The sequence below is a fragment of the Pseudomonas sp. SED1 genome, assembly GCF_034044025.1.
GTDB lineage: Bacteria > Pseudomonadota > Gammaproteobacteria > Pseudomonadales > Pseudomonadaceae > Aquipseudomonas.
This window is the reverse complement of sequence record NZ_JAXCIS010000064.1, coordinates 1-24576: the sequence shown is the minus strand read 5'-3', so window position 1 is coordinate 24576 and position 24576 is coordinate 1. Positions and strand designations below refer to the sequence as shown.

The 24576-nt window shown below is 61.0% G+C and carries 23 protein-coding genes; 13 read left to right on the top strand and 10 right to left on the bottom strand.

From position 1 onward, the window contains the following. Nucleotides 1–23 precede the first annotated feature (23 nt). Nucleotides 24–827, bottom strand: a complete 804-nt coding sequence (locus SNL23_RS09830) for a hypothetical protein (RefSeq protein ID WP_003213127.1) — start codon at nt 825–827, stop codon at nt 24–26. Between the two features lie 100 nt (nt 828–927). Further along, a complete protein-coding gene (locus SNL23_RS09825; RefSeq protein WP_167662519.1) occupies nt 928–1890 on the bottom strand; it encodes an alpha/beta hydrolase in 963 nt (320 codons plus the stop codon). Between the two features lie 143 nt (nt 1891–2033). On the opposite strand from SNL23_RS09825, the gene aroC reads away from it, so the two are divergent. From aroC to SNL23_RS09805, 4 genes are all read left to right on the top strand, one after another. Next, nucleotides 2034–3125, top strand: coding sequence for a chorismate synthase (aroC, locus tag SNL23_RS09820; protein ID WP_076017399.1), 1092 nt, complete (start codon nt 2034–2036; stop codon nt 3123–3125). A gap of 148 nt (nt 3126–3273) precedes the next feature. Then, nucleotides 3274–4425, top strand: a complete 1152-nt coding sequence (locus tag SNL23_RS09815) for an MFS transporter (RefSeq protein ID WP_173860413.1) — start codon at nt 3274–3276, stop codon at nt 4423–4425. A gap of 28 nt (nt 4426–4453) precedes the next feature. Beyond that, on the top strand, nt 4454–4999 hold the full coding sequence (locus SNL23_RS09810) for a 1,2-dihydroxy-3-keto-5-methylthiopentene dioxygenase (RefSeq protein WP_076017401.1): 546 nt from the start codon (nt 4454–4456) through the stop codon (nt 4997–4999). 237 nt (nt 5000–5236) lie between these two features. After that, entirely contained in the window at nt 5237–5521 is a 285-nt protein-coding gene (locus SNL23_RS09805) for a response regulator transcription factor (protein ID WP_076017402.1), read from the top strand. A gap of 54 nt (nt 5522–5575) precedes the next feature. Here the strand turns inward: SNL23_RS09805 and SNL23_RS09800 are convergent, their stop codons facing one another. Next, a complete protein-coding gene (locus SNL23_RS09800) occupies nt 5576–5854 on the bottom strand; it encodes a DUF3509 domain-containing protein (protein ID WP_076017403.1) in 279 nt (92 codons plus the stop codon). A 397-nt stretch (nt 5855–6251) separates the two neighbouring features. Here SNL23_RS09800 and SNL23_RS09795 point away from each other — a divergent pair, with 397 nt between their 5' ends. The 4 genes from SNL23_RS09795 to SNL23_RS09780 all read left to right on the top strand — a co-directional run bounded on the left by SNL23_RS09795 (nt 6252) and on the right by SNL23_RS09780 (nt 9522). After that, nucleotides 6252–8078 (top strand): long-chain-acyl-CoA synthetase, encoded by a 1827-nt coding sequence (locus tag SNL23_RS09795; protein WP_318302137.1) that lies wholly within the window; start codon nt 6252–6254, stop codon nt 8076–8078. A gap of 96 nt (nt 8079–8174) precedes the next feature. Then, nucleotides 8175–8690, top strand: coding sequence for an ankyrin repeat domain-containing protein (locus SNL23_RS09790; protein WP_010176046.1), 516 nt, complete (start codon nt 8175–8177; stop codon nt 8688–8690). Between the two features lie 41 nt (nt 8691–8731). Then, nucleotides 8732–9262 carry a hypothetical protein gene (locus tag SNL23_RS09785; protein ID WP_167662515.1) on the top strand — a complete coding sequence of 177 codons (531 nt, stop codon included), beginning with the start codon at nt 8732–8734 and terminating at the stop codon, nt 9260–9262. A 68-nt stretch (nt 9263–9330) separates the two neighbouring features. Next, nucleotides 9331–9522: a PLDc N-terminal domain-containing protein gene (locus tag SNL23_RS09780; RefSeq protein WP_003172956.1), complete on the top strand. Its 192-nt coding sequence runs from the start codon at nt 9331–9333 to the stop codon at nt 9520–9522. Nucleotides 9523–9559: 37 nt separating this feature from the next. On the opposite strand, the gene SNL23_RS09775 is transcribed toward SNL23_RS09780, so the two are convergent. Beyond that, nucleotides 9560–10030: a methylated-DNA--[protein]-cysteine S-methyltransferase gene (locus tag SNL23_RS09775; RefSeq protein WP_076017417.1), complete on the bottom strand. Its 471-nt coding sequence runs from the start codon at nt 10028–10030 to the stop codon at nt 9560–9562. Between the two features lie 322 nt (nt 10031–10352). On the opposite strand from SNL23_RS09775, the gene SNL23_RS09770 reads away from it, so the two are divergent. Further along, nucleotides 10353–12440 carry an LTA synthase family protein gene (locus tag SNL23_RS09770; RefSeq protein ID WP_076017407.1) on the top strand — a complete coding sequence of 696 codons (2088 nt, stop codon included), beginning with the start codon at nt 10353–10355 and terminating at the stop codon, nt 12438–12440. 60 nt (nt 12441–12500) lie between these two features. On the opposite strand, the gene SNL23_RS09765 is transcribed toward SNL23_RS09770, so the two are convergent. Next, entirely contained in the window at nt 12501–12653 is a 153-nt protein-coding gene (locus SNL23_RS09765; protein ID WP_003216767.1) for a DUF3309 family protein, read from the bottom strand. Between the two features lie 329 nt (nt 12654–12982). On the opposite strand from SNL23_RS09765, the gene SNL23_RS09760 reads away from it, so the two are divergent. Beyond that, nucleotides 12983–13798 (top strand): SDR family oxidoreductase, encoded by an 816-nt coding sequence (locus SNL23_RS09760; protein WP_167662514.1) that lies wholly within the window; start codon nt 12983–12985, stop codon nt 13796–13798. 163 nt (nt 13799–13961) lie between these two features. Continuing rightward, entirely contained in the window at nt 13962–14171 is a 210-nt protein-coding gene (gene csrA, locus SNL23_RS09755; RefSeq protein ID WP_017480012.1) for a carbon storage regulator CsrA, read from the top strand. Between the two features lie 3 nt (nt 14172–14174). Here the strand turns inward: csrA and SNL23_RS09750 are convergent, their stop codons facing one another. The 5 genes from SNL23_RS09750 to mnmC form a co-directional block, all read right to left on the bottom strand. Beyond that, nucleotides 14175–14402, bottom strand: a complete 228-nt coding sequence (locus SNL23_RS09750) for a YheU family protein (RefSeq protein WP_003192759.1) — start codon at nt 14400–14402, stop codon at nt 14175–14177. Between the two features lie 59 nt (nt 14403–14461). Next, nucleotides 14462–15646: an osmoprotectant NAGGN system M42 family peptidase gene (locus SNL23_RS09745; protein ID WP_003216760.1), complete on the bottom strand. Its 1185-nt coding sequence runs from the start codon at nt 15644–15646 to the stop codon at nt 14462–14464. A gap of 172 nt (nt 15647–15818) precedes the next feature. Next, nucleotides 15819–17564, bottom strand: a complete 1746-nt coding sequence (gene ngg / locus SNL23_RS09740; protein WP_318302136.1) for an N-acetylglutaminylglutamine synthetase — start codon at nt 17562–17564, stop codon at nt 15819–15821. Between the two features lie 3 nt (nt 17565–17567). Then, complete coding sequence (locus tag SNL23_RS09735; RefSeq protein WP_076017410.1) at nt 17568–19340, bottom strand: N-acetylglutaminylglutamine amidotransferase; 1773 nt, start codon at nt 19338–19340, stop codon at nt 17568–17570. 153 nt (nt 19341–19493) lie between these two features. Then, nucleotides 19494–21482: a bifunctional tRNA (5-methylaminomethyl-2-thiouridine)(34)-methyltransferase MnmD/FAD-dependent 5-carboxymethylaminomethyl-2-thiouridine(34) oxidoreductase MnmC gene (gene mnmC / locus SNL23_RS09730; RefSeq protein ID WP_318302135.1), complete on the bottom strand. Its 1989-nt coding sequence runs from the start codon at nt 21480–21482 to the stop codon at nt 19494–19496. Between the two features lie 153 nt (nt 21483–21635). Between mnmC and pap the strand changes: the two genes are divergently transcribed. Together pap and SNL23_RS09720 are read left to right on the top strand one after the other, a co-directional pair. After that, a complete protein-coding gene (gene pap / locus SNL23_RS09725) occupies nt 21636–23153 on the top strand; it encodes a polyphosphate:AMP phosphotransferase (RefSeq protein WP_076017412.1) in 1518 nt (505 codons plus the stop codon). 102 nt (nt 23154–23255) lie between these two features. Beyond that, a complete protein-coding gene (locus SNL23_RS09720; RefSeq protein WP_318302134.1) occupies nt 23256–24440 on the top strand; it encodes a thiolase family protein in 1185 nt (394 codons plus the stop codon). The last annotated feature ends 136 nt before the right edge of the window (nt 24441–24576 follow it).

Below are 24576 nucleotides of genomic sequence, written 5' to 3'. Positions count from 1 at the left end.
CCGGTTTCAATTGAGAAACCGGTTTACCTGTGCGTCGCAATCCAGATCAACAACCCCGCCTGAAACACGGTAAACGCCACCAAACACGTAATCGTAAAGCGTAACCCGCTGTCTTCGCGCTTGAACTTGGTGACCTTTTCCTCTTCCTTGCGCAGCTTCACTTCCTGCTCGGCCAGGTTCTGCTCGGCCTGTTGCAGCATCTGCGCCGCTTCCAGAATCTCTACGAACTGCAGCTTCTCCGTGTTCCAGCTGTCCAGCACATCGCTGACCTTGCCCGGCTGCACGTTGCCCTTCAAATGCTGGACATCGGCATACGCCACATCAAAGCCCTGGATTCGCAGGAAGTGATCCCGGCGCAGGCGTGTGGCTTCGTTCAGTGCGTCCTTGTTGGCCAGGTCAACGCCGTCGACGCGGTAGTGCGACCACTTCTTTTTCGCCCAGGCAGCGCCCTGGGCCACCAGGAAGCGGCCGATGCCGCGGTTCGCCGGTTCGATCTCCAGGCTGTTGCCCGGGCCAAAATGCACGCGGTGGGTGGCGTGGTCGACCCAGATATCCAGGTGATTCTGTTCCCGGCGCACCCGCTGGCCAGGCAATTGGATGACCATGCGCAGCAGGCTGTGGTCTTTGTTGTTGCGTTCGGCCCAGCCGAACTGCACAAAGCGCAGGGGCCGCACGCCGGTGGCGCGGTCGGTGGCTAAAGGGGCCAGGCGCAGCATCTTGAAATGTTCGGCCTGTACCTCCGCCCACGGTAACGCGGCCGATGCGGCGGCCTCGGTGTCAGCCGTGGTGTCGGCGGTAGGTTCGGGTGTTGCTTCGGTGTTCGTCATTCGGCGCGATCCTGTCCAAGCTCTGCGGGCCGACAGGCTTTTTGCTGTCGACCCATGGCTTATCGGCCGTTTTACTCAGGACTGGAGGGGCAATACTCGCTTAACTGGCGCGAAGTCCGTCGATAAAGCGAACCAGGCGTGTGCCGAGTGCGGCAGCCAGCGGCAACTGTGGGTCGTTGTAGGATGCCAATTGCTGCTTCACGTCATTGGGCACGATGCGCATTACGTGGTTCATGCCCTCGATCACCGTCAGTTCGGCGTCGGGCTTGGCCTTCTGCAGTTGTTGCGCATCGGCCACGCCGACCTGCAGGTCATTGGTGCCCTGAATGATCAGCGCCGGCATCTTCAGTCGGGCAAATGCCGCCGAAGGATCAGCGCGGAACAGGCTGATCAGATAAGGCTGCACGCTGGGACGGAAAATGCCCTCAAGCGGTGTGGGCACATCGGCATCCACCTGGCCGGCCTTGAGGTGGTCGAGAATCTGGTTGCTGCGCAGTAATAGCGCGGGAGGCATGTGGTCGGCCAGTTGCTGGCGGATGACCTGGTCCACCGGGCGCGCACTGCCCGACAGGGAAATTACCCCGGCCGGATTCAGCTGCGGGGCGGCGAGGGCGGCTACCAGTGCGCCTTCACTGTGGCCCAGCACAATCAACGGACCCATGCGCGGGTCGGCTTTGAGCAACTTGCCCCAGGCCACGGCGTCGGACACATAAGCGTCCAGGGTCAGGTTACGTTCATCGGGGGTGGCGGCAAGGCTGGCGGCTACACCGCGCTTGTCGTAGCGCACGCTGGCGATGTTGTGTTTGGCCAGCACCCAGGCCAGGCGCTTGAGGCTGTCGTTGCGTGCGCCGTCGGCGCTGTTGCCGTTGCGGTCGGTGGGCCCGGAGCCGGCGATGATCAGCACCACCGGCACTGGCTTGTCGGATTTGGGTAACAACAGCGAGCCAAATAGCTCACCACTGCCGGTGTCCAGGCTGATGGGCCGTTGCAGCACGACAGGGGAGGCGGCGAAGCCAAGGCTGGAAAACAGGGTAAGGGTCAATAGCAGAACTCGCAGCATCATCGCGCCATCATGAGGAAGGTGCCGGTTGGACCAACGTCTACCGGTAAGGTTTCGAGGATGAACTAGTCGGTTAGCCTGCGTATACTGGCCGCCTTAAGTTATTACGGTTGACTTGATTCAACTGATTTCACGGAGCGCTCTGCATGTCCGGCAATACCTACGGCAAGCTGTTCACTGTTACCACCGCGGGCGAAAGCCATGGCCCGGCGTTGGTCGCCATTGTCGACGGCTGCCCGCCGGGCCTCGAGTTGTCCCTGGAAGACCTGCAGCGTGACCTCGACCGCCGCAAGCCCGGCACCAGCCGACACACCACCCAGCGCCAGGAAGCCGACGAAGTCGAAATCCTCTCCGGCGTATTCGAAGGCCGCACCACCGGTTGCGCCATCGGCCTGCTGATTCGCAACACCGACCAGAAGTCCAAGGACTACTCGGCGATCAAGGACCTGTTCCGCCCGGCCCACGCCGACTACACCTACCACCACAAATACGGTGAGCGCGACTACCGTGGCGGTGGCCGCAGCTCGGCGCGGGAAACCGCGATGCGCGTGGCGGCCGGTGCGATCGCGAAGAAATTCCTGGCGACCCAGGGCATCGTGATCCGCGGCTACATGAGCCAGTTGGGCCCGATCCAAATCCCGTTCAAGACGTGGGACAGCGTTGAAGACAACGCCTTCTTCTGCCCCGATCCGGACAAGGTGCCGGAGCTGGAAGCCTATATGGACCAGCTGCGCCGCGACCAGGATTCCGTCGGCGCCAAGATCACCGTGGTCGCCGAAGGCGTAATGCCCGGCCTGGGCGAGCCGATCTTCGACCGCCTCGATGCCGAACTGGCCCACGCACTGATGAGCATCAATGCGGTCAAGGGCGTGGAAATCGGCGCCGGGTTCGACTGCGTTGCCCAGCGTGGCACCGAGCACCGTGACGAGATGACCCCGGAAGGTTTCCTCAGCAACAACGCCGGCGGCATTCTCGGTGGCATCTCCTCTGGCCAGCCGATTGTTGCGCACCTGGCCCTCAAACCAACGTCCAGCATCACCACGCCGGGCCGCTCGATTGATGTGCACGGCAACCCGGTGGACGTGATCACCAAGGGCCGTCACGACCCGTGCGTCGGCATCCGCGCCACGCCGATTGCCGAGGCGATGATGGCCATTGTGTTGATGGATCACTTGCTGCGCCACCGTGGGCAAAACGCCGACGTAAAAGTCAGTACTCCGGTATTGGGCCAGCTGTGACCGTGTGTGGCGAGCGAGCTTGCTCGCGCTGGGCTGCGAAGCGGCCCCAAAGCCTGCAACCCGGTATTAGCTGGAGAACTGCGGCGCTTCTAGTGGGGCCGCTTCGCGCCCCAGCGCGAGCAAGCTCGCTCGCCACAAGTCACTTATGCTGACGCAAGGCCTTCCATACTGGCGACTTTCCAGCTTCTACCTGTTCTATTTCGCCCTGCTGGGGGCGACGGCGCCGTTCCTGGCGTTGTACTTCGATCACCTGGGCTTCTCCAGCGCGCGCATTGGCGAGCTGGTGGCCATCCCCATGCTGATGCGCTGCGTGGCCCCCAATTTGTGGGGCTGGCTGGGGGATTACACCGGCCGGCGCCTGGCCATCGTGCGCTTTGGCGCGGTGTGCACCCTGGTGAGTTTCTCGCTGATCTTTGTCAGCAAGACCTACGCCTGGCTGGCGCTGGTCATGGCCTTGCACGCGTTCTTCTGGCACGCGGTGCTGCCGCAGTTTGAAGTCATCACCCTCGCGCACCTGCAAGGCCAGACCTCGCGCTACAGCCAAGTGCGGTTGTGGGGCTCCATCGGTTTTATCCTCACCGTGGTGATCATGGGCCGCCTGTTCGACTGGCTGAGCCTGGACATCTACCCGGTGGTGATCGTGGTGATCATGGCCGGCATCATCGGCGCGAGCCTCTGGGTGCCGAATGCGCAGCCGCCGGCCCAGGGCAACCGCCTGGCCGGTGACGGCTTTTTGCAGCAACTGCGCAGCCCTGGCGTCCTCGCGTTTTATGCCTGCGTGGCGCTGATGCAAATGAGCCACGGTCCGTACTACACCTTCCTGACCTTGCACCTCGAACACCTCGGTTACAGCCGTGGGGTGATCGGCATGCTGTGGGCGCTGGGCGTGGTCGCGGAAGTCTTGATGTTCCTCGCCATGAGCCGGATTCTCTCGCGCTTTTCGGTACGCCGGGTGCTGATGGCGAGTTTCCTGCTGGCGGCGCTGCGCTGGTTGCTGCTGGGCTCGTTCGCCGAATTCTTCTGGGTGCTGTTGTTGGCGCAGGTGATGCACGCGGCGACCTTCGGCAGTTTTCACGCGGCGGCCATCCAGTTCGTGCAACGCAGTTTTGGTGCTCGCCAGCAAGGCCAGGGCCAGGCACTGTATGCCGCACTGGCCGGTACCGGCGGTGCGCTGGGCGCACTCTATTCAGGTTACAGCTGGAACCTGCTGGGGCCGACCCTGACCTTCAGCATTGCCAGCCTCGCGGCCCTGGCCGCCGCCATAATCATTGGCATTCGATTGCAAGAGGAGCGGCCATGAGCCGCTTCCGTGACAGAGGAAGAGTTTGATGAGCTATCTCGCCGTTTACCATGTCTCCACCCCCGACACCCCGAACAAGGTCCTGACTCACCAGGACGATATCGCGTCGACCCTGGCTGAGCTGGGCGTGGGGTTCGACCGCTGGCAGGCGGCTACCCGGCTTGAGGCAGGCGCCAGCGAGGTTGAGATCATCGCGGCTTATCAGGCGCCCATCGACACGCTGATGACCGAGCGCGGTTACACCCGTGTCGATGTGATCAGCGTCAGCAACGACCACCCGCAAAAAGCCGAACTGCGTGCCGAGCGACTCGACGAACACCGCATGGCGCAAGACCACGTACGCTTCTTCGTCGCGGGCCGTGGGCTGTTTACCTTGCACATCGAAGACTATGTGTACGCGGTGTTCTGCGAGAAAAACGACCTGATCTCGGTGCCTGCCGGCATCAAACACTGGTTTGATATGGGAGAGAACCCGCACTTCGTGGCAATCCGCCTGTTCAGTGACTCTGAAGGGCAGGCGGTCAAGCTGACCGGCGACGTGATCGCCGAGGGCTTTCCCCGGCTTGAGGACTAAGTGCGCCCGCCAATGCCTCCTGAATAGGGGGCATTTTTTTAAGTTCAATTCCTGCAGGTTGGAAATCGCCGTAGGAATAAACTTTAAAGTTTGTGGGCAGCAGCTGTTTCTTGTTGGCCTTACTTAATACTTCCACTCTTTGTGTAACTCTCTCTGGTCGCAATAGTTATTCGCCTGTCAATAGGAGTAATCCGACTTCAGGCGTTACAAGACCCATCTGAAGAGAGAGAGGCCTGCATGAGCGGTCCAGAGCCACAGGAACAACCGTCCACGCACACTGATAACGCGCCGGTTGCCAACCGCAAGTCGCGTGCGATGTTGTCGGGTAAACCCCTGACCCCAAAAGAACGGGAAATTCTGCATTGGGCGATCGAGGGCAAGACGGTCTGGGAGATCAGCAGAATTCGCTCAGTTTCCCAGGCCACGGTGAAGTTTCACCTGCGCAACATCTATGGAAAGTTGCAGGTGACCAACCGGGTGCAGGCGGTGAACGAGGCGCTCAAACAGGGATTGTGCGAATAAAAAAAGGCCGTGGTGCGCAACGGCACCACGACCTGTTCGGGTCCTGCATGTCAATCAAGCCGAATGGTAGGTCGGCAGGGCAAAGCGATGCTGGCTTTGCAGCATCGAAATCTGTGGCAGATCGCTGGCTTGTTCAGCCAGGTCGCGGCGAATGGCGCTGATGACCCACGTCAGTTGGTCGGCCGTGTGCAGTTGCTGATAAGAGATCGAACGTTTGATCTGCTTGCCTTCGCTGTTACGTAAGGTCAACAGAATGCCGCCATCAGGACGTGCCTGGGTGGTGACGTCGAAATTGGAGAACACAGAAGAAAATTTATCTTGGATCAGGCTCATATCTATCAGCTCCGTTTGCTCATGTTTTGCAGCGTGGAGTGATAGGTGCAGTGATTGTGCCAGTACTGGGTATCTTAAAAAATCGTTGTAAATCAGATAGTTATAAAATTTTTAGATTTTCAGTTTCGTGCAATTTGCATGAATAGCCATCGTGCATCCTGCATTTTGCGGGGTTTTGCCAAGTGTTTCGCCGAGGGAGGGCGAGGCAGGTCTTCCATAGTGACCGCGTCACCGGCCGTTAAATTCCTTTTCCTTTTGGGATACAAAACTTTTCAAATCCTGCGTGTACAGCCGAAGAATGGCTGGCGTATTTTCCTGCAAGGCATTCGGCGCCGGTCTTACGGTGCGAAGGGTGCCTGAGGGTCATACGAACAATAAGAAAAAGGACGTTCCCACCATGAGCCACCCGCCAAGTGACATGATCACCTGGGGCAAGATGCTGCGTAAGGTGCCCACCATTGTCCGTGCCCTACCGCGCCTGGTCCGCGGTATGCGCGCAGCCAACGTCACAGACCCTGCGCAACCGTGCGGCCTGGGCTGGACGTTCGAGCAAGCCACTCAACGCAATCCCGATGGCGCCGCGCTGCTGTATGGCGACAGCGTGCTCAGCTATCGCCAGGCCAACGAGCAAGCCAACCGCATTGCCCATTACCTGCAACAGCAGGGCATCGGCAAGGGCGACGTGGTGGCCTTGTTTATCGAGAACCGCCCCGAGTTGTTGCTCAGCGTACTGGCCGTGGCCAAGGTGGGCGGCATTTGCGCGATGCTCAATACCTCCCAAACCCAGGCCGCGCTGGTACACAGCCTGAACCTGGTGACGCCGGTGGCGATTGTCGTGGGGGCCGAGTTGGCAGGGGCCTACGAGGCCGTGCGCAGCCAGGTGGCAATTGAGGCCGATAAAACCTGGTTTATCGCCGATCAGCAGCACACCCGCGTGCCGCCGAATTACGTAGACCTGATGGCCGCCAGCGCCGATTGCCCGGTGGAAAACCCCACCAGCACCCAGCAAATCTACTTCAACGACCCTTGCTTCTATATCTACACCTCCGGCACCACCGGCTTGCCCAAGGCCGGTATTTTCAAACACGGCCGCTGGATGAGAACTTCGGCCAGTTTCGGCACCATCGCCCTGGATATGGGCCCCGAGGATGTCGTCTATTGCACCTTGCCGCTGTATCACGCCACCGGTCTGTGCGTGTGCTGGGGTTCGGCGATTGCCGGGGCCTCGGGGTTTGCGATTCGCCGCAAGTTCAGCGCCAGCCAGTTCTGGGACGATGCGCGCCGGTTCAATGCGACCACCCTCGGTTACGTCGGCGAACTGTGCCGCTACCTGATCGACCAGCCTGCCAGTGAGCAGGACCGGGATAACCGGGTGACAAAGATGATCGGCAACGGCTTGCGCCCTGGCGTCTGGGCTGAATTCAAGCAGCGCTTTGGCGTCGATCACATCTGCGAGCTGTACGCCGCCAGTGACGGCAATATCGGCTTCACCAACGTGCTGAATTTCGACAACACCATCGGCTTTTCCCTGATGCACTGGGCGCTGGTGGACTACGCCCATGACAGCTGTGAGCCGATTCGCGGCACTAATGGTTTCATGCGCGAAGTGCCGAAGGGCGGTCAGGGCCTGCTATTGGCCCGGATCGACGACAAGGCGCCGTTCGACGGCTACACCGACCCCGAGAAGAACCGCAAGGTGGTCCTCAGCGATGTGTTCGAGAAGGGCGACCGCTATTTCAACACCGGCGACCTGTTGCGCAATATCGGCTTCGGTCATGCCCAATTCGTTGACCGGCTGGGAGACACCTATCGCTGGAAAGGTGAAAACGTCTCCACCACCGAAGTCGAAAACATCTTCCTGCAGCACCCGCAGATCTCCGAAGTGGTGGCCTACGGGGTTGAGATTGAAAACACCAATGGCCGCGCCGGCATGGCCGCCATCACGCCCGCCGAATCCCTGGCTTCCCTGGACATGCGCGAGCTGCTGACGTTTGCCCATGGGCAACTGCCCGCGTATGCGGTGCCGTTGTTCCTGCGGATCAAAGTGAAGATGGAAACCACCGGCACCTTCAAATACCAGAAGGTGAAACTCAAGGAGGAGGCGTTCGACCCGGAAAAGGCCGGCGATGATCCGATCTTCGCCTGGTTGCCGGGTTCGGACAGTTACGTGCCGGTCACCGGGCAACTGCTGGCGGAAATCCAGGCCGGCAAGTTTCGTTATTGATTCTGCCTATCGCCGCTTTTGGGAAAAAAGGCATGACAGAGGGGAACTCCATCGCGAGACTGGGCGCCTTATGAAACACCAGACAAGGAGCCCCACATGTCAGACCAAGCCAAACAAATGACCGAAGACGAAGCCGCAGAATTTGCCGAGCAAGTGTTCGACGTAGCACGCAAAGGCGATGCCGCGATGCTGGCTGCGCTGCTGGCCAAGGGCTTGCCGCCAAACCTGCGTAACCACAACGGCGATACGCTGTTGATGCTGTCTGCTTACCACGGGCACGTCGACGCGGTGAAAGTGCTGCTGGAATTCAAGGCCGATCCCCAGATTGCCAATGACAAGAATCAGCTGCCGATTGCCGGCGCGGCGTTCAAGGGCAACCTGCCGGTGGTCAAGGCGTTGATCGAAGGCGGTGCATTGGTCGAAGGCGCCTCTTCGGATGGCCGCACGGCGTTGATGATGGCGGCGATGTTCAACCGTACCGAGATGGTGGATTACCTGATCAGCCAGGGCGCCAACCCAAAGGCTACCGATGCCCAGGGTGTGACCGCGCTGGCAGCCGCGCAGACCATGGGCGCAGTGGATACGGCGGCGCAGTTGCAAAAACTGGTGTAGGCTTTGCGCCCTCAAAATCAGCCCCGCCACAGGACCACCCCATGAAAACCGCACTCGTCGAACTCATCAGCAAAATCAGCTCCGGCTGCATGAGCGAACCCGAGATCGCCAAGGTGGCGGACGAAGCGGCCCAGGCCTTTGCCGATCCTGAAGCTTTCCTGGCCGCCAACCCCGACATCAACTACGACGACACTTTCCCGATTCCCCTGGGCGAGTGGATCGTTGTCGGCAGTTTGCCCGACACCGTGCTGTTCCAGGCCGACACCTACCTGGATCTGTTCGCCCAGATCGTTGCCTCATTTGGCCCGAGCGTGGCCTTCAACCTCAAGCCCAAGCAACTGGCCAAAACCGAAGCCCTGACCGCGCTGAACCGCATCCAGATCCAGATGAGCGCGCTCAACCCGGAAAACGGCGGCTACGTGCTGGTCAACTTCAGCCAGTTGCTGGACGACGAAATCCAGGCCGTGCTGGTCTACGGTAATGACGTGCCACGGGTGCTGGAGTTGTGTGCCGAAGTCGGGATCAAGGGCGAGCCGTCCCTGGAAGCCCTGCGGGTTGCGGTGCACGTCTGAAATAAAACGGAACCCCTGGCCACGGCTGACTATCCTAAGCAGGCAAGCCCTCACTTAGGAGCGACACCATGGGTTCCACTTTTAATGGTCTGATCGGGTTGATCATCCTCGCGCTGGATATCTGGGCGATCATCAACGTGTTCAAAAGCGGCGCGAGTACCGGCGCCAAAGTGCTGTGGATCCTGTTGATCCTGCTGCTGCCGGTGTTGGGTTTGATCATCTGGGCGATTGCGGGGCCGCGCGGTAACGTGCGGATCTGATCCCTGGGCAAGGCTCTCGTGTCCCGCACGGGAGCCTTCAGATCAACCAACTGCCTTCCAGCTCCAGCAACTTCACCTTGTTTTCAATCCCGCCGCCAAACCCCACCAGTGTCCCATCGCTGCCCACCACACGGTGGCAGGGGATGATGATGGAAATCGGGTTGGCGCCATTGGCCGTGCCCACCGCGCGAATCGCCTTGGGATTTTCCAGGTGTTGTGCCTGTTCAGCGTAAGTCCAGGTACGCCCATAGGGAATCTGCAACAACGCCTGCCACACTTGCTGCTGAAAGGGCGTGCCCACCGGCGCCAGCGTCAGATCAAACACTTCGCGCTTGCGTGCAAAATACTCATCCAGCTGCCGTCTTGCTGCATCCAACTCGTTAGTTGCCAGCGCCCAATCTGCCTGCACCGGGCATTGATGCACGTCCATATATAACAGGCGCAGACCTTGTTCATCGGCCGCGAGTAACAGCGGCCCGAGGGGGCTTGGGTGGTAGCAATAAAACATCATGGGCAATCCAAAAGGGCAGAGGGCCAAGATACGGCCCCAAGTTGCTCGCTACAATCCCGGCTGTTTTTTGTGTGTCGAGATATTCGCTGTACAAAATTTTCACATTCCATCCAAGACAATTCGCCGGCTATTTTCCCTGCCAGGAGGCTCTAAGACGAGTCTCAAACACTGGCCGGTATGAGTAATCAATGGCGTTGCCGGCGTTGATCGGGCACCATTTGCGCCATTGCGTTAACTGCCTACCCCAGCGTGCCTGGGCGAGGGCGGGGCGCCGCTGTATTCATTCGCAACTTAAACTTCCAATGGGTCCTAAAACGACATGGCAAACCCGGACGCCCTGAATCAGCAGCGAGCTTCTAATCGCTTGCTGCAACCGACCGTCAAATCCCATCTGGCGTACACGCTGCTTTGTGCCTTGATCATGATGGTGATGTTCTCCCTGCTGCGCCTGGCGCTGCTGGTCTACAACCGCGAGATGATCCTCGACACGCCGGCCTCGACCTTCCTTGAAGCGTTCGCCAACGGCCTGCGCCTGGACCTGCGCCTGGTGGTGTACCTGAGCATTCCGTTGCTGCTGGCGCTGTTCAGCGTAAGGGCCATGGCGGCACGCGGGTTCTTCCGTTTCTGGCTGACGGTCGCCTCCAGCATCGCGCTGTTCCTCGGCCTGATGGAGATGGACTTCTACCGCGAGTTCCACCAGCGCCTCAACGGCCTAGTCTTCCAGTATGTAAAGGAAGACCCGAAAACCGTAATGAGCATGCTCTGGTACGGCTTCCCGGTGGTGCGCTACCTGCTGGCCTGGGCCGTGGGCACGCTGATCCTGAGCATCGCCTTCAAAGGCGCCGACCGTGCGACGCGCCCACGTGGCCCGTTCAGTGGCGGCACCATCAGCACCCGTCAGGTGGCGCCGTGGTATTCGCGTATTGCGGTGTTTGTGGTTTGCCTGCTGATCGCCGTGGTTGCCGCCCGTGGCACCCTGCGCCAGGGCCCGCCGCTGCGTTGGGGTGACGTGTACACCACCGACTCGAACTTCGCCAACCAGTTGGGCCTTAACGGTACCTTGTCGCTGATTGCGGCGGCGAAGTCGCGTTTCTCCGAAGAACGCTCGAACATCTGGAAAGCCACTCTGGAGCAGCCGTTGGCCACCCAGACCGTGCGCGACATGCTGGTGTTGCCAAGTGAAAAACTGGTAGACCCCGACACCGCTGCGGTACGCCGTGATTTCACGCCGCCGGCCGAGAAGACCCTGCCGATCAAGAACGTCGTAGTGATCCTGATGGAAAGCTTCGCCGGTCACTCGGTGGGCGCCCTGGGCCGCCCGGGCAACATCACGCCGTACTTCGACAAACTGTCCAAGGAGGGCCTGCTGTTCGACCGCTTCTTCTCCAACGGCACCCACACCCACCAGGGTATGTTCGCCACCATGGCGTGCTTCCCGAACCTGCCGGGCTTCGAATACCTGATGCAGACTCCGGAAGGCAGCCACAAACTGTCGGGCCTGCCGCAGTTGCTCAGCCATCGTGATTTCGACGACGTGTACGTCTACAACGGCGACTTCGCCTGGGACAACCAGTCGGGCTTCTTCAGCAACCAGGGCATGACCAACTTCATCGGGCGTAATGACTTCGTCAACCCGGTGTTCTCGGACCCGACCTGGGGCGTGTCCGATCAGGACATGTTCAACCGTGGCCTGGAAGAGTTGAAGGCCCGTGAAGGCGGCAAGCCGTTCTATGCGCTGCTGCAAACCCTGTCCAATCACACGCCGTACGCGTTGCCGACGCCATTGCCGGTTGAGAAAGTCACCGACCGTGGCAGCCTCAACGAGCATCTGACGGCCATGCGCTACTCCGACTGGGCCCTGGGCCAGTTCTTTGAAAAGGCCCGCAAGGAGCCGTACTTCAAGGAAACCCTGTTCGTGGTCGTGGGCGACCACGGCTTCGGCAATGAGCAGCAGATCACCGAGATGGACCTGGGCCGCTTCAACGTGCCGATGCTGATGATTGCGCCGGGCATGCAAGAGAAGTTCGGCGAGCGTGACCACACCGTGGGCACCCAGATCGACATCGTGCCGACCATCATGGGCCGCCTTGGCGGTGACACCCTGCACCAGTGCTGGGGCCGTGACCTGCTCAACCTGCCGGAAGGCGACAAGGGCTTTGGCGTGATCAAGCCGTCGGGCAGCGACCAGACCGTCGCCTTGCTCACCGGTGACCGCGTATTGGTACTGCCTAAGGAAATGCCACCTAAGTTGTGGGAATACGAACTGGGCGCCAACCCGACCGGGAAGGTGATTCCAGAATCGCCGGACGAGGCTGCGCTGAAGCAGAAGCTCGAGTCGTTCCTGCAGACGGCTACCAAGAGCCTGCTGGATAACACCGCCGGTGTGGTGGACGGCAAGCCGGACTAAACACCCGCGCATAAAAAAAGAGGCCTTTTAAGGCCTCTTTTTTTTGCGTGCTGGAACGCGTTATATCTTGCCGAGCAACAACAGAATCAACAGCACGACCAACACGGTACCGAGAATACCCGATGGCCCGTAACCCCAGTTACGTGAGTGAGGGAACACTGGAAGACCGCCGACCAGCAAGAGGATCAGAATAATGATAAGAATGAGGCTCATGTTGTGTTTTCCTTATTGTCTTCTGAAAAGACCTGGTATTTAACGGATAGGCCCGACAGCTAATACGGACGCCTTAATAACTCCGACCAATGTGTTTGGCAGAAAATTCCGTGTTTTTTTAAAGCTTTTTGCTAACTAGCTTATTTCCTTTAACCGCGTTGCAAATAATCTTCCTTAGTTTAAATAAATGGAACTTGGCGGGTTTCCCGCTATCGGACCCGGCCCACGGTTTGCCTGGGGCATTCAGCAGTCTGATGGTGCGTGGGTGCGGGAAAAACCTTCGCTACACTGCGGCTCACTTCTTCCGTGAACCACAAGGCTACTTTCCTATGCAAAATCGCATGATGATCACCGGCGCCGGTTCTGGCCTGGGTCGCGAAATCGCTCTGCGCTGGGCCCGCGAGGGTTGGCAGCTGGCCTTGTCGGACGTCAGCGAAGCAGGCCTGCAAGAAACCCTGAAGCTGGTGCGCCAGGCCGGCGGTGACGGCTTCACCCAGCGTTGCGACGTGCGCGATTACAGCCAACTCACCGCCTTCGCACAGGCCTGTGAGGAAAAGCTCGGCGGCATCGACGTGATCGTCAACAACGCGGGTGTGGCGTCGGGCGGGTTCTTCAGCGAACTGTCCCTGGAAGACTGGGACTGGCAGATCGCAATCAACCTGATGGGCGTGGTCAAGGGCTGCAAGGCCTTCCTGCCACTGCTGGAACAGAGCAAGGGTCGCATCATCAACATCGCCTCCATGGCCGCCCTGATGCAGGGTCCGGCCATGAGTAACTACAACGTGGCCAAGGCCGGCGTGGTGGCTCTTTCGGAAAGCTTGCTGGTGGAGCTCAAGCAGCAGGAAGTCGGGGTGCACGTGGTGTGCCCGTCATTCTTCCAGACCAACCTGCTGGACTCCTTCCGTGGGCCGACGCCGGCGATGAAGGCCCAGGTGGGCAAGCTGCTGGAAAGTTCGCCGATTACCGCCGCAGAGATCGCCGATTACATCTACCAGCAGGTGGCTGAAGGGCAATTCATGATCCTGCCCCACGAGCAGGGACGCATGGCCTGGGCACTGAAGCAGAAGAACCCGCAGTTGCTGTATGACGAGATGACCGTGATGGCGGACAAGATGCGAGCCAAGGCTCAGTCGCTCAAAGCCTGAACATTGCGTTTAGTTCTGAGGCGCAATTCGCGATTTATCATCGCCTGTCTGTAAGGCAAATTACCTGCATGTGTAAGACGTGTCTGTTTAACCTGAAGGCCATTGATGGTGATGGGCGGGGAGCGCATGGTCGGGGTTCGGTAACTTAAAAAGGACGAACCCCATGCTGGTATTAAGCCGCGCGGTAGGTGAAATAATTTCGGTGGGCGACCAAATCACTTTGCGCATTCTGGAAGTGAATGGCACCCAGGTGAAACTGGGGGTGGAGGCGCCGGTGGGGGTCAATGTGCACCGGGCGGAGGTCTATCAGAAGATCCTCAGTCGCCAGGGGCAACAGGCCAACACCCATCCGGTGCCTGTGCCCAATCCTTGAGCGTCAGTCGAACAGGTGCTTGGGCACATCGTGCTTGAGCATCAGCTGGCACTGCTCGCTCTCGGGGTCGAAGACAATCAGCGCCTGGCCCTTGGTCAGTGCCTGGCGTACCCGCAGCACCCGGGTTTCCAGGGGCGTGTCGTCACCATTGTCGGTGCCGTCGCGGGTCACGAAGTCTTCGATGAGGCGGGTCAGGGTATCGACTTCAAGTGCATCGTAGGGAATCAGCATACAAGCCTCGGCTAAGGAATCCCGGCGATGCTACTGCGCCGGGATCCCAGTTGCCAGTCTCAGGTTTTTTGACCCACCAGGCTGTCCACCGACGGCACGCGGGTATCGCTCTCCATTTGCGTGTCGTGTTCGATCTGGTGACTGAACCGGTCGAGGGAACCTTTGGCCGGTTGTGCATCGCTGGCGAACACTGGCGGGCTGAGGATGTACGCGCCCAGCAGGCGACTCAGCGCCGCGAGGCTGTCGATGTGCGTGCGCTCGTAGCCGTGGGTGGCGTCGCACCCAAACGCCAGCAGCGCGGTGCGAATGTCATGGCCGGCGGTCACCGCCGAATGCGCATCGCTGAAGTAATAGCGAAACAGGTCACGGCGCACCGGCAACTCATTTTCCGCCGCCAGGCGCAGCAGGTGGCGGGACAGGTGATAGTCATACGGCCCGCCGGAGTCCTGCATCGCCACACTCACCGCGTGTTCGCTGGAGTGCTGCTCGTGGGCCACCGGTGCGATGTCGATACCGACGAACTCGCTCACATCCCACGGCAAAGCCGCGGCCGCACCACTGCCGGTTTCTTCGGTGATGGTGAACAGCGGGTGGCAGTCGATCAGCAACGGTTGACCGCTGTCGACAATCGCCTTGAGCGCCGCCAGCAGTGCGGCAACCCCGGCTTTATCGTCCAGGTGACGGGCGCTGATATGCCCGCTCTCGGTGAACTCCGGCAGCGGGTCGAAGGCGACGAAATCGCCGACGCTGATACCCAGGGAATCGCAATCGGCACGGGTGGCGCAGTAGGCGTCCAGGCGCAGCTCGATGTGGTCCCAGCTGATGGGCATTTCATCCACGGCGGTATTGAACGCGTGACCGGAGGCCATCAACGGCAACACGCTTCCACGGATCACGCCGTTATCGGTAAACAGGCTGACGCGGCTGCCTTCGGCAAAGCGGCTGGACCAGCAGCCCACCGGCGCCAGGGTCAGGCGGCCGTTGTCCTTGATTGCCCGTACGGCGGCGCCGATGGTGTCCAGGTGCGCGGAAACGGCGCGGTCGGGGCTGTTTTTCTGGCCTTTGAGGGTGGCGCGGATGGTGCCGCGCCGGGTCATTTCAAACGGAATGCCCAGCTCTTCAAGGCGCTCGGCAACGTAGCGCACGATGGTGTCGGTAAACCCGGTGGGGCTGGGGATGGCGAGCATTTCCAGCAGCACTTTTTGCAGGTAAGCGAGATCCGGTTCGGGGATGGTTCGGGTCATGGAAACTCCTGATGAGTTGAGGGCATCGATGGTTTCGATGAGTGGGCCATTGGCTAGAGAGTCATCGACTGTTCCGACCCCATCGCGGGCAAGCCCGGCTCCCACATTGGAACGCATTCCAAATGTGGGAGCGGGCTTGCTCGCGAAAGCGCCAGTCAAGGCAACACATCTCTCAAGCCGTCGGTTGGCTATGGGGGAACAGCAGGTCCACGAACTTTTCAGCCGTCGGCTGCGGTTCATGGTTGGCCAGCCCGGCCCGTTCGTTGGCTTCGATAAAGACGTAGTCCGGTTGGTCGGCGGCCGGCACCATCAGGTCCAGGCCCACCATGGGGATGTCCAGGGCCCGGGCGGCGCGTACGGCGGCGTCCACCAGGGTCGGGTGGAGGATGGCGGTCACGTCTTCCAGGCAACCACCGGTGTGCAGGTTCGCGGTACGCCGCACCGCCAGGCGTTCGCCTCGGGGCAGGATGCTGCTGTAGTCGTAGCCGGCGGCCTTTAGGGTGCGCTGGGTTTCCTGATCCAGGGGGATTTTGCTTTCGCCATCGGTGGCGGCCTGGCGCCGACGGCTCTGGGCCTCGATCAACGCGCCAATGGAGTGCTGACCATCGCCGGTGATTTCCGCCGGGCGGCGAATCGCGGCGGCGACCACTTCAAAACCGATCACCAGAATCCGCAGGTCGAGGCCTTCGTGGAAGCTTTCCAGCAATACACGCGTGTCGAACTGTCGGGCCGCTTCAATGGCTTTTTGCACGTCCTCGATGCTCTGCAAATCCACCGCCACGCCCTGGCCTTGCTCGCCGTCCAGCGGCTTGACCACGATGCGCTGGTGCTCGTCGAGAAACTCCAGATTGTCATCGGCACTGCCGGCCAGCTGTTGCTCCGGCAGCCTCAAACCAGCGGCCTTGAGCACCTTGTGGGTCAGGCTCTTGTCCTGGCACAACGTCATGCTGATGGCGCTGGTCAGGTCGCTGAGGGATTCGCGGCAGCGCACCCGGCGGCCACCGTGGCTCAAGGTGAACAGCCCGGCTTGGGCGTCGTCCACCTGTACGTCGATCCCGCGCCGATGGGCTTCCTCGACGATGATCCGCGCATAGGGATTGAACTCCGCTTGCGGGCCGGGGCCGAGGAACAGCGGCTGGTTGATGCCGTTCTTGCGCTTGATGGCGAAGGTGGTCAGCGCGCGAAAGCCGAGCTTGGCGTAGAGACTTTTCGCCTGGCGGTTGTCGTGCAGCACCGACAGGTCGAGGTAGCTCAGGCCACGGCTCATGAAGTGTTCGATCAAGTGGCGCACCAGCACTTCGCCCACGCCAGGGCGGGTGCATTGCGGGTCCACCGCCAGGCACCAGAGGCTGCAGCCGTTCTCCGGGTCGTTGAAGGCTTTGTGGTGGTTCAGGCCCATCACGCTGCCAATCACCGCGCCGCTGTCTTCATCCTCGGCCAGCCAATACACCGGGCCGCCTTGATGACGTGGCGTCAGCAGTGCCGGGTCCACCGGCAACATGCCGCGCCCCTGATACAGCTGGTTCACCGCTTGCCAGTCTGTCTCGCTCTGCACCCGGCGAATCCGAAAGCCGCGAAACACCCGGGTCGCCGGACGATAGTCGGTGAACCACAGGCGCAAGGTGTCGGACGGGTCGAGAAACAACTGCTGCGGATCAATCCCGAGGATCTGTTGTGGCGCTGCCACATACAACGCGATATCCCGTTCGCCGGGTTGCTCGTTGAGCAACTCCAGGGCCAGGCTCGCCGGGTCCGGGAACGTGTGGCCGATCAGCAGCCGGCCCCAACCGCAATGCACGGCAATCGGCGTGGGGTCCAGTGCGCTGCCGTCTTCGGCTAAGCGGGCTTGCAGGCGCTCGTAGGAGGGCGCCTGGCCCCGCAGCAAGCGTTGGCTGTAAGCCGTGGCATGAGGTTTCATGAATCAGATTCCTTGTTCGCTGAGCCACAGGTTCAGCGCCGCCAGTTGCCACAGCTTGGAGCCGCGCAACGGGGTCAATTGGCCTTGGGGATCGGTGAGCAGGCGGTCGAGCATCGCCGGGTTGAACAGGCCGCGATCCTGGCTCGGGTCCAGCAACAGGTCGCGCACCCAGTTCAAGGTGTCACCCTGCAAATGCTTGAGGCCGGGCACCGGGAAATAGCCTTTCTTGCGGTCGATGACTTCGCTCGGGATCACCCGGCGCGCGGCTTCCTTGAGCACTTGCTTGCCGCCGTCCGGCAGTTTGAATTTGCCGGGCACGCGGGCCGACAGTTCTACCAGGCGATAGTCGAGAAACGGCGTACGCGCTTCCAGGCCCCAGGCCATGGTCATGTTGTCGACGCGCTTGACCGGGTCATCCACCAGCATCACGGTGCTGTCCAGGCGCAGGGCTTTGTCCACTGCGGCATCGGCGCCGGGCTGGGCGAAATGCTCACGCACGAAGTCACCGGCGGCGTCATTCGCTGTCAGCCATTTCGGCGCGACCGTGGCGGCGTAGTCGTCGTAGCTGCGGTCGAAGAACGCATCGCGGTACGCGGCATACGGATCGCTGGCGCCGTCCACTTGCGGGTACCAGTGGTAGCCGGCGAACAACTCGTCCGCGCCCTGGCCGCTCTGCACCACTTTGCAGTGCTTGGCGACTTCCCGGGACAGCAGGTAGAAGGCGATGCAGTCATGGCTGACCATCGGCTCGCTCATGGCGCGGAACGCCGCCGGCAACTGCTCGATGATTTCGCTTTCGGCGATACGCAGTTGGTGGTGCCGGGTGCCGTAATGCTTGGCGATCAAGTCCGAATACTGGAACTCATCGCCGCGCTCGCCACCGGCGTCTTCAAAGCCGATGGAGAAGGTCGACAGGTCCTGCACGCCGACTTCCCGCAACAGGCCCACCAGCATGCTGGAGTCGACACCGCCGGAAAGCAGCACGCCCACGTCCACTGCCGCCCGCTGACGAATCGCCACGGCTTCGCGGGTGCTGTCGAGCACACGGTCGGTCCAGTCTTCGAGCGTCAGGTTGGCTTCATCGGCGTGGGGGCCGTAGGGCAGGGTCCACCAGGTTTTCTGTTCAGTCTTGCCATCGGCGTCGATGCGCATCCACGACGCGGGCGGCAGTTTTTCAATGCCCGCCAGCAAGGTGCGCGGCGCAGGCACCACGGCGTGGAAATTCAGGTAGTGATTGAGGGCCACCGGATCGAGGATCGGGTTGATATCGCCGCCCTTGAGCAGCGCCGGCAATGCCGAAGCAAAACGCAGGCGCTGGCCGGTGCGCGACAGGTACAGCGGCTTCACCCCGAGGCGGTCACGCGCGATAAACAGGCGCTGGGCATCGCGCTCCCAGATGGCGAAGGCGAACATCCCGTTGAGCTTGGGCAGCAAGGCTTCGCCCCAGGCGTGGTAGCCCTTGAGCAGCACTTCGGTGTCACCACCGGAATAGAAGGCGTAGCCCAGGGCTTCCAGCTCTTCACGCAATTCCGGGAAGTTATAGATCGCGCCGTTGAACGCCAGGGACAGGCCCAGTTGGGCGTCGACCATCGGTTGGGCAGAGCCGTCCGACAGGTCCATGATTTTCAGGCGTCGATGGCCCAGGGCAATCGGCCCTTGGGCATGGAAGCCCCACGCGTCAGGACCGCGTGGCGCCAGGTGATGGGTGATTCGTTCCACCGCTGCCAGGTCGGCAGGTTGGTGATCGAAACGTAACTCTCCAGCTAATCCGCACATAAATTCCTTACCGGTTTTTCCGTTGGGGAGGGATAGAAATGCAGCCGCCAAAACAGCGGGTACCCAGAGACTGACCCGGGTAAATTGTGGGAGTTTTAGAACAATACGTTATAAGGCAATGAGCCTTGACGGGCTGTGGGCCCGTCTTGGCCCTCAGGATTTGCTTGGGTTGCCGCGAATCAGAGCGCGCAGCGCGAAGCGATTGGGGTGGCAGGCTTCGCTGACACTGCGCGGCAGCGGCAGCGGCTCATCGTCGAGCCAGGCGGCCAGCAGCTCTGCGCAGAGGGGCGCGGTGACCAGCCCGCGTGAGCCATGGCCACTGTTGATATATAGGCCGTGCAGCCACGGGCACGGTGCATCGGGGATGTGCCGGGCGTCTTTGCTGAGGGCGGCGTAGGTGTGATCAAACGTCTCGCGTTCCGCCAGCGGCCCGACGATCGGCAAGTAGTCCGGGCTGGTGCAGCGGAACGCGGCGCGGCCTTCGAGCTGTTCGGGTGCCAGGCTGTCGGCGCCCAGGCGTTGCAGCAGGTCGGGGGAGATTTCCCGCAGCATCTCGAGGTTGCCCACGTGCTCGGCCACGGTGGGCGTAAGGTCGTCGCTCTTGAAGTCAAAACTGGCGCCGAGGGTATGCTCGCCCAGGCGTGGCGGGGCGACGTAACCCTCGGCGCACACCACCGTGGCCAACGCCTGGCTTTGCGCCGTTTGCGGCAGCCGGGTGATTTGCCCGCGGATGCGTTTGAGGGGGAGGTCAGCGCTGAAGGAAAACCGCTTGATCTCGGCGGCACCGGCCAGCACCACCACACTGGCTTGCGCCAGAACCGTATCGCCCTGCAGCGCCTGCCACTCACCGTCCACCTGTTTGAGCTCAAGGGCGTCATGGTGCTGCAGCACCTCGATCAGCGGATGCCTGGCTTGCCACTGGCACAGCGCGGGCGGGTGTACCCAGCCGCCCTCGGGGAAGAACAAGCCCCCGTGCTCCAGGGTTATCCCGGCTCGCGCCTGGGCCTGTTGTTGATCCAGCACGTGCAACAACTCCGGCGCAAAAGCACTGGCCAACTGTGCCTGGCGCTCGGCCTCCTTGGCATTGAAGGCCAGTTGCAGCACGCCGCAGCCATCCCAGTCCACGCCACGTTGCAGATGCTCCAGCAGGCGCCGCGTATGGCTGAAGCCGCTGAGAATCAACTGCGAAAGTGCTGTGCCGTGGGCTGAAAGCTTGAGGTACAACACCCCTTGCGGGTTGCCGGAGGCTTCCTGGGCGAGCGCTGCGTGGCGTTCCAGCAAGCTGACGCGCCAGCCGCGTGCCGCCAGGCTGGCTGCCGTGGCGCAACCGGCCAGGCCACCGCCGATGACGAGGGCGTGGCGTTCACCGGCGACGGCAGGCGGGCGCGCAAACCAGGGTTTTGCCGCGGCCGGTGCGGGCGTTTCAGTGGGCCAACCGAGAAACTCACCCCGCAGGATTTCCCACTTGTGGCCGATGCCCGGGGTGCGCTTCATCTTGAACCCGGCTGCATTGATCAACCTGCGCACCCAGCCGGTGCTGGTAAAGGTGCTGATGGTCGAGCCCGGCGCCGCCAGCCGTGCCAGTTCAGCGAACAGCTCGGCGGTCCACATATCGGGGTTTTTGGCCGGGGCAAAACCGTCGAGGAACCAGGCGTCGACCTGTGCGTCCAGTTGGGGCAATTGCTCCAGCGCATCGCCGATCAACAGCGTCAGGGTGACGCGACCGTTATCCAGCACCAGCCGCTGAAAACCCTGATGGATCGCGATGTACTGCGCCAATAGTTGTTCGGCGAACGCTGCAAGTTCCGGCCAGAGGGCGAGGGCGCGTTGCAGGTCGGCGTGGCTCAGCGGGTACTTTTCCACGCTGATAAAGTGCAGGCGCGCGCCCGGCACCGCGTGTTGTTCGAACAACTGCCAGGCGCACAGGAAATTCAACCCGGTGCCGAAGCCGGTCTCACCAATCACCAACCGCCCACCCACCGGCAGCGCAGCAAAACGTTCCTGCAAACGGTTCTGCTCGAGGAACACATAGCGGGTTTCTTCAAGGCCCGACTTGTCGGAGAAGTACACGTCGTCGAACACCCGCGAGTGCGGGCGACCTTGGTCATCCCAGTCGAGCTGGGCGTGGGATACGGGGTTCATGGGCGGCTCATAAATACGGCAGGCAAAGGCAAGGCGGCCATTCTAGCTGATCAACAGGGTTGTCATTGATCCATGACAATCGGGTGTGGAATTTCCTCCGGCGCAGCACCGTCCAATCCGCTAGTCTTGCCTCATTCTGGAACGGAGCCGCCCATGTTCGAATCTGCCGAAATCGGTCACGCCATCGACAAAGAAACCTACGACGCCGAAGTGCCGGCCTTGCGCGAAGCGCTGCTGGAAGTGCAGTACGAACTGCAGCAGCAGAAGCGCTTCCCGGTGATCATCCTGATCAATGGCATCGAAGGCGCCGGCAAGGGCGAAACCGTCAAACTGCTGAATGAGTGGATGGACCCGCGCCTGATCGAAGTGCGCACCTTCGACCAGCAGACCGACGAAGAACTGGCCCGCCCACCGGCCTGGCGCTACTGGCGCCAGCTGCCGGCGAAAGGTCGCATGGGGGTCTTTTTTGGCAACTGGTACAGCCAGATGCTGCAGAGTCGCGTCCACGGCGAGATCAAGGATGCGCGGCTCGACCAGGCCATCGCCGGTGCCGAGCGCCTGGAAAAGATGCTGTGTGACGAAGGCGCGCTGATCTTCAAGTTCTGGTTTCACCTCTCCAAGAAGCAAATGAAATCCCGCCTCAAGGCCTTGCAGGACGACCCACTGCACAGCTGGCGCATCAGTCCGTTGGACTGGCAGCAGTCAAAGACCTACGACAAGTTCGTGCATTTCGGTGAGCGAATCCTGCGCCGCACCAGCCGTGACTATGCGCCGTGGTACGTGATCGAAGGTGTCGATGCGCATTACCGTGGGCTGACCGTTGGCAAGATCCTGCTGGAAGGCCTGCAAAATGCGTTGAAAGTGTCCAAGGCTAAAACCAGTGGCATGAACCCGGCGCCGCTGCCGTCGGCGGTTGACCAGATGAGCCTGCTGAACAGCCTGGACATGAGCCTGAGCCTTGAAAAGGACGATTACGAAGAACAACTGATTACCGAGCAGGCGCGGTTTTCCGGGCTGATGCGCGACAAGCGTATGCGCAAGCACGCGTTGGTGACGGTATTCGAAGGCAACGACGCGGCGGGCAAGGGCGGTGCGATCCGCCGCGTGGCGGCAGCCCTCGATCCCCGGCAGTACCACATCGTACCGATTGCCGCGCCCAGCGAAGATGAGCGCGCCCAGCCTTACCTGTGGCGTTTCTGGCAGAAAATTCCGGCGCGGGGCATGTTCACCGTGTTCGACCGCTCCTGGTACGGCCGGGTGCTGGTGGAACGCATCGAAGGCTTCTGCACGCCGACGGACTGGATGCGCGCCTACGGCGAGATCAACGACTTTGAAGAGCAACTGCGGGATGCCGGGGTGATCGTGGTCAAGTTCTGGCTGGCGATCGACAAGCAGACGCAGTTGGAGCGGTTCCAGGCCCGCGAGGAAATCCCGTTCAAACGCTTCAAGATCACCGAGGACGACTGGCGCAACCGCGACAAGTGGGACGACTACCGGGCGGCGGTGGGTGACATGGTGGACCGCACCAGCACCGAGATCGCCCCGTGGACGCTGGTCGAGGCGAATGACAAGCGCTGGGCGCGGGTGAAGGTGTTGCGCACCATCAACCGGGCGCTGGAGGAAGCGTTCGACAAGACAGACAAGCATGACAAGAAGGGCAAGAAGAAGTAGCGCCATGCTTTTGCATACGCGGGATGAATGATTGTCGCGGTTGAAGAGGGCGGGATCTATGCTCGGTCCATCTCTCAACAACCCCAACAATAGAGGTAGCCCATGCGTGAAGTAGTGATCGTCGACAGCGTGCGAACCGGTCTGGCCAAGTCCTTTCGCGGCAAGTTCAACCAGACCCGTCCCGATGACATGGCTGCCCATTGCGTCAACGCGCTGCTGACCCGCAACGGCATCGACCCGGCCACGGTCGAGGATTGCATCGTCGGTGCCGGCTCCAACGAAGGTGCCCAGGGTTACAACATTGGCCGCAATGTGGCGGTGTTGTCGCAACTGGGCACCGGTACGGCGGGCATGACCCTCAACCGTTTCTGTTCCTCGGGCTTGCAGGCGATCGCCATTGCGGCCAACCAGATTGCTTCCGGTTGCAGCGACATCATTGTGGCCGGCGGGGTTGAGTCCATCAGTTTGACCATGAAAAGCGTGAACACCGATAACCTGATCAATCCGTTGCTCAAGGAGCAGGTGCCGGGCATCTATTTTCCCATGGGGCAGACCGCGGAAATTGTTGCGCGGCGGTATCACGTGAGTCGTGAAGAGCAGGATTTGTATGCGCTGCAAAGCCAGCAGCGTACGGCCCAGGCCCAGGCTGACGGGTTGTTCGATGATGAAATTGTGCCGATGGCGGTGAAGTACAAGGTTGAGGACAAGAACACCGGGGCGGTGCAGGTGTTGGATGGGGTAGTGGACCGTGATGATTGCAATCGTCCGGATACTACCTTGGCCAGTCTTGCGGGGTTGAAGCCGGTGTTTGCCGAGGATGGGTCGGTGACGGCGGGGAATTCGTCGCAGTTGTCTGATGGGGCTTCCATGACACTGGTGATGAGCCTGGAGAAGGCCCTGGAATTGGGGCTGAAGCCGAAGGCGTTTTTCCGTGGGTTTACGGTGGCGGGGTGTGAGCCGGATGAGATGGGGATTGGGCCGGTGATTTCGGTGCCCAAGTTGCTCAAGGCTCGGGGGCTGACGGTGGCGGATATTGATTTGTGGGAGCTGAATGAGGCGTTTGCTTCGCAGTGTCTGTATGCGCGTAATCGGCTGGAAATTGATAATGCCAAGTACAACGTCAACGGTGGGTCGATTTCCATTGGTCACCCGTTTGGGATGACGGGGTCGCGGCAGGTGGGGCACCTGGTGCGTGAGTTGCAGCGGCGGAAGGTGCGTTACGGCATCGTTACCATGTGCGTTGGGGGTGGGATGGGGGCTACTGGGTTGTTTGAGGCGGTGCGGTAGGTTGGGAGGTTGGGGGTATATCCGTTATTTAGGTAACGGCCACCTAGGGTTCCGCTCTTACAGCGGGTCACTTTTGAAAAGCGCAAAAGTAACCAAAACGCTTTGCCCCGCCTGTCGGCGCCTCGCTAGGGCTCGG

What these genes read in the sequence shown, in the direction of transcription:
- SNL23_RS09830 (WP_003213127.1), bottom strand. Translation starts at nt 827, where the DNA reads ATGACGAACACCGAAGCAACACCCGAACCTACCGCCGACACCACGGCT.
- SNL23_RS09825 (WP_167662519.1), bottom strand. Translation starts at nt 1,890, where the DNA reads ATGATGCTGCGAGTTCTGCTATTGACCCTTACCCTGTTTTCCAGCCTT.
- aroC (WP_076017399.1), top strand. Translation starts at nt 2,034, where the DNA reads ATGTCCGGCAATACCTACGGCAAGCTGTTCACTGTTACCACCGCGGGC.
- SNL23_RS09810 (WP_076017401.1), top strand. Translation starts at nt 4,454, where the DNA reads ATGAGCTATCTCGCCGTTTACCATGTCTCCACCCCCGACACCCCGAAC.
- SNL23_RS09805 (WP_076017402.1), top strand. Translation starts at nt 5,237, where the DNA reads ATGAGCGGTCCAGAGCCACAGGAACAACCGTCCACGCACACTGATAAC.
- SNL23_RS09800 (WP_076017403.1), bottom strand. Translation starts at nt 5,854, where the DNA reads ATGAGCCTGATCCAAGATAAATTTTCTTCTGTGTTCTCCAATTTCGAC.
- SNL23_RS09795 (WP_318302137.1), top strand. Translation starts at nt 6,252, where the DNA reads ATGAGCCACCCGCCAAGTGACATGATCACCTGGGGCAAGATGCTGCGT.
- SNL23_RS09790 (WP_010176046.1), top strand. Translation starts at nt 8,175, where the DNA reads ATGTCAGACCAAGCCAAACAAATGACCGAAGACGAAGCCGCAGAATTT.
- SNL23_RS09785 (WP_167662515.1), top strand. Translation starts at nt 8,732, where the DNA reads ATGAAAACCGCACTCGTCGAACTCATCAGCAAAATCAGCTCCGGCTGC.
- SNL23_RS09780 (WP_003172956.1), top strand. Translation starts at nt 9,331, where the DNA reads ATGGGTTCCACTTTTAATGGTCTGATCGGGTTGATCATCCTCGCGCTG.
- SNL23_RS09775 (WP_076017417.1), bottom strand. Translation starts at nt 10,030, where the DNA reads ATGTTTTATTGCTACCACCCAAGCCCCCTCGGGCCGCTGTTACTCGCG.
- SNL23_RS09770 (WP_076017407.1), top strand. Translation starts at nt 10,353, where the DNA reads ATGGCAAACCCGGACGCCCTGAATCAGCAGCGAGCTTCTAATCGCTTG.
- SNL23_RS09765 (WP_003216767.1), bottom strand. Translation starts at nt 12,653, where the DNA reads ATGAGCCTCATTCTTATCATTATTCTGATCCTCTTGCTGGTCGGCGGT.
- SNL23_RS09760 (WP_167662514.1), top strand. Translation starts at nt 12,983, where the DNA reads ATGCAAAATCGCATGATGATCACCGGCGCCGGTTCTGGCCTGGGTCGC.
- csrA (WP_017480012.1), top strand. Translation starts at nt 13,962, where the DNA reads ATGCTGGTATTAAGCCGCGCGGTAGGTGAAATAATTTCGGTGGGCGAC.
- SNL23_RS09750 (WP_003192759.1), bottom strand. Translation starts at nt 14,402, where the DNA reads ATGCTGATTCCCTACGATGCACTTGAAGTCGATACCCTGACCCGCCTC.
- SNL23_RS09745 (WP_003216760.1), bottom strand. Translation starts at nt 15,646, where the DNA reads ATGACCCGAACCATCCCCGAACCGGATCTCGCTTACCTGCAAAAAGTG.
- ngg (WP_318302136.1), bottom strand. Translation starts at nt 17,564, where the DNA reads ATGAAACCTCATGCCACGGCTTACAGCCAACGCTTGCTGCGGGGCCAG.
- SNL23_RS09735 (WP_076017410.1), bottom strand. Translation starts at nt 19,340, where the DNA reads ATGTGCGGATTAGCTGGAGAGTTACGTTTCGATCACCAACCTGCCGAC.
- mnmC (WP_318302135.1), bottom strand. Translation starts at nt 21,482, where the DNA reads ATGAACCCCGTATCCCACGCCCAGCTCGACTGGGATGACCAAGGTCGC.
- pap (WP_076017412.1), top strand. Translation starts at nt 21,636, where the DNA reads ATGTTCGAATCTGCCGAAATCGGTCACGCCATCGACAAAGAAACCTAC.
- SNL23_RS09720 (WP_318302134.1), top strand. Translation starts at nt 23,256, where the DNA reads ATGCGTGAAGTAGTGATCGTCGACAGCGTGCGAACCGGTCTGGCCAAG.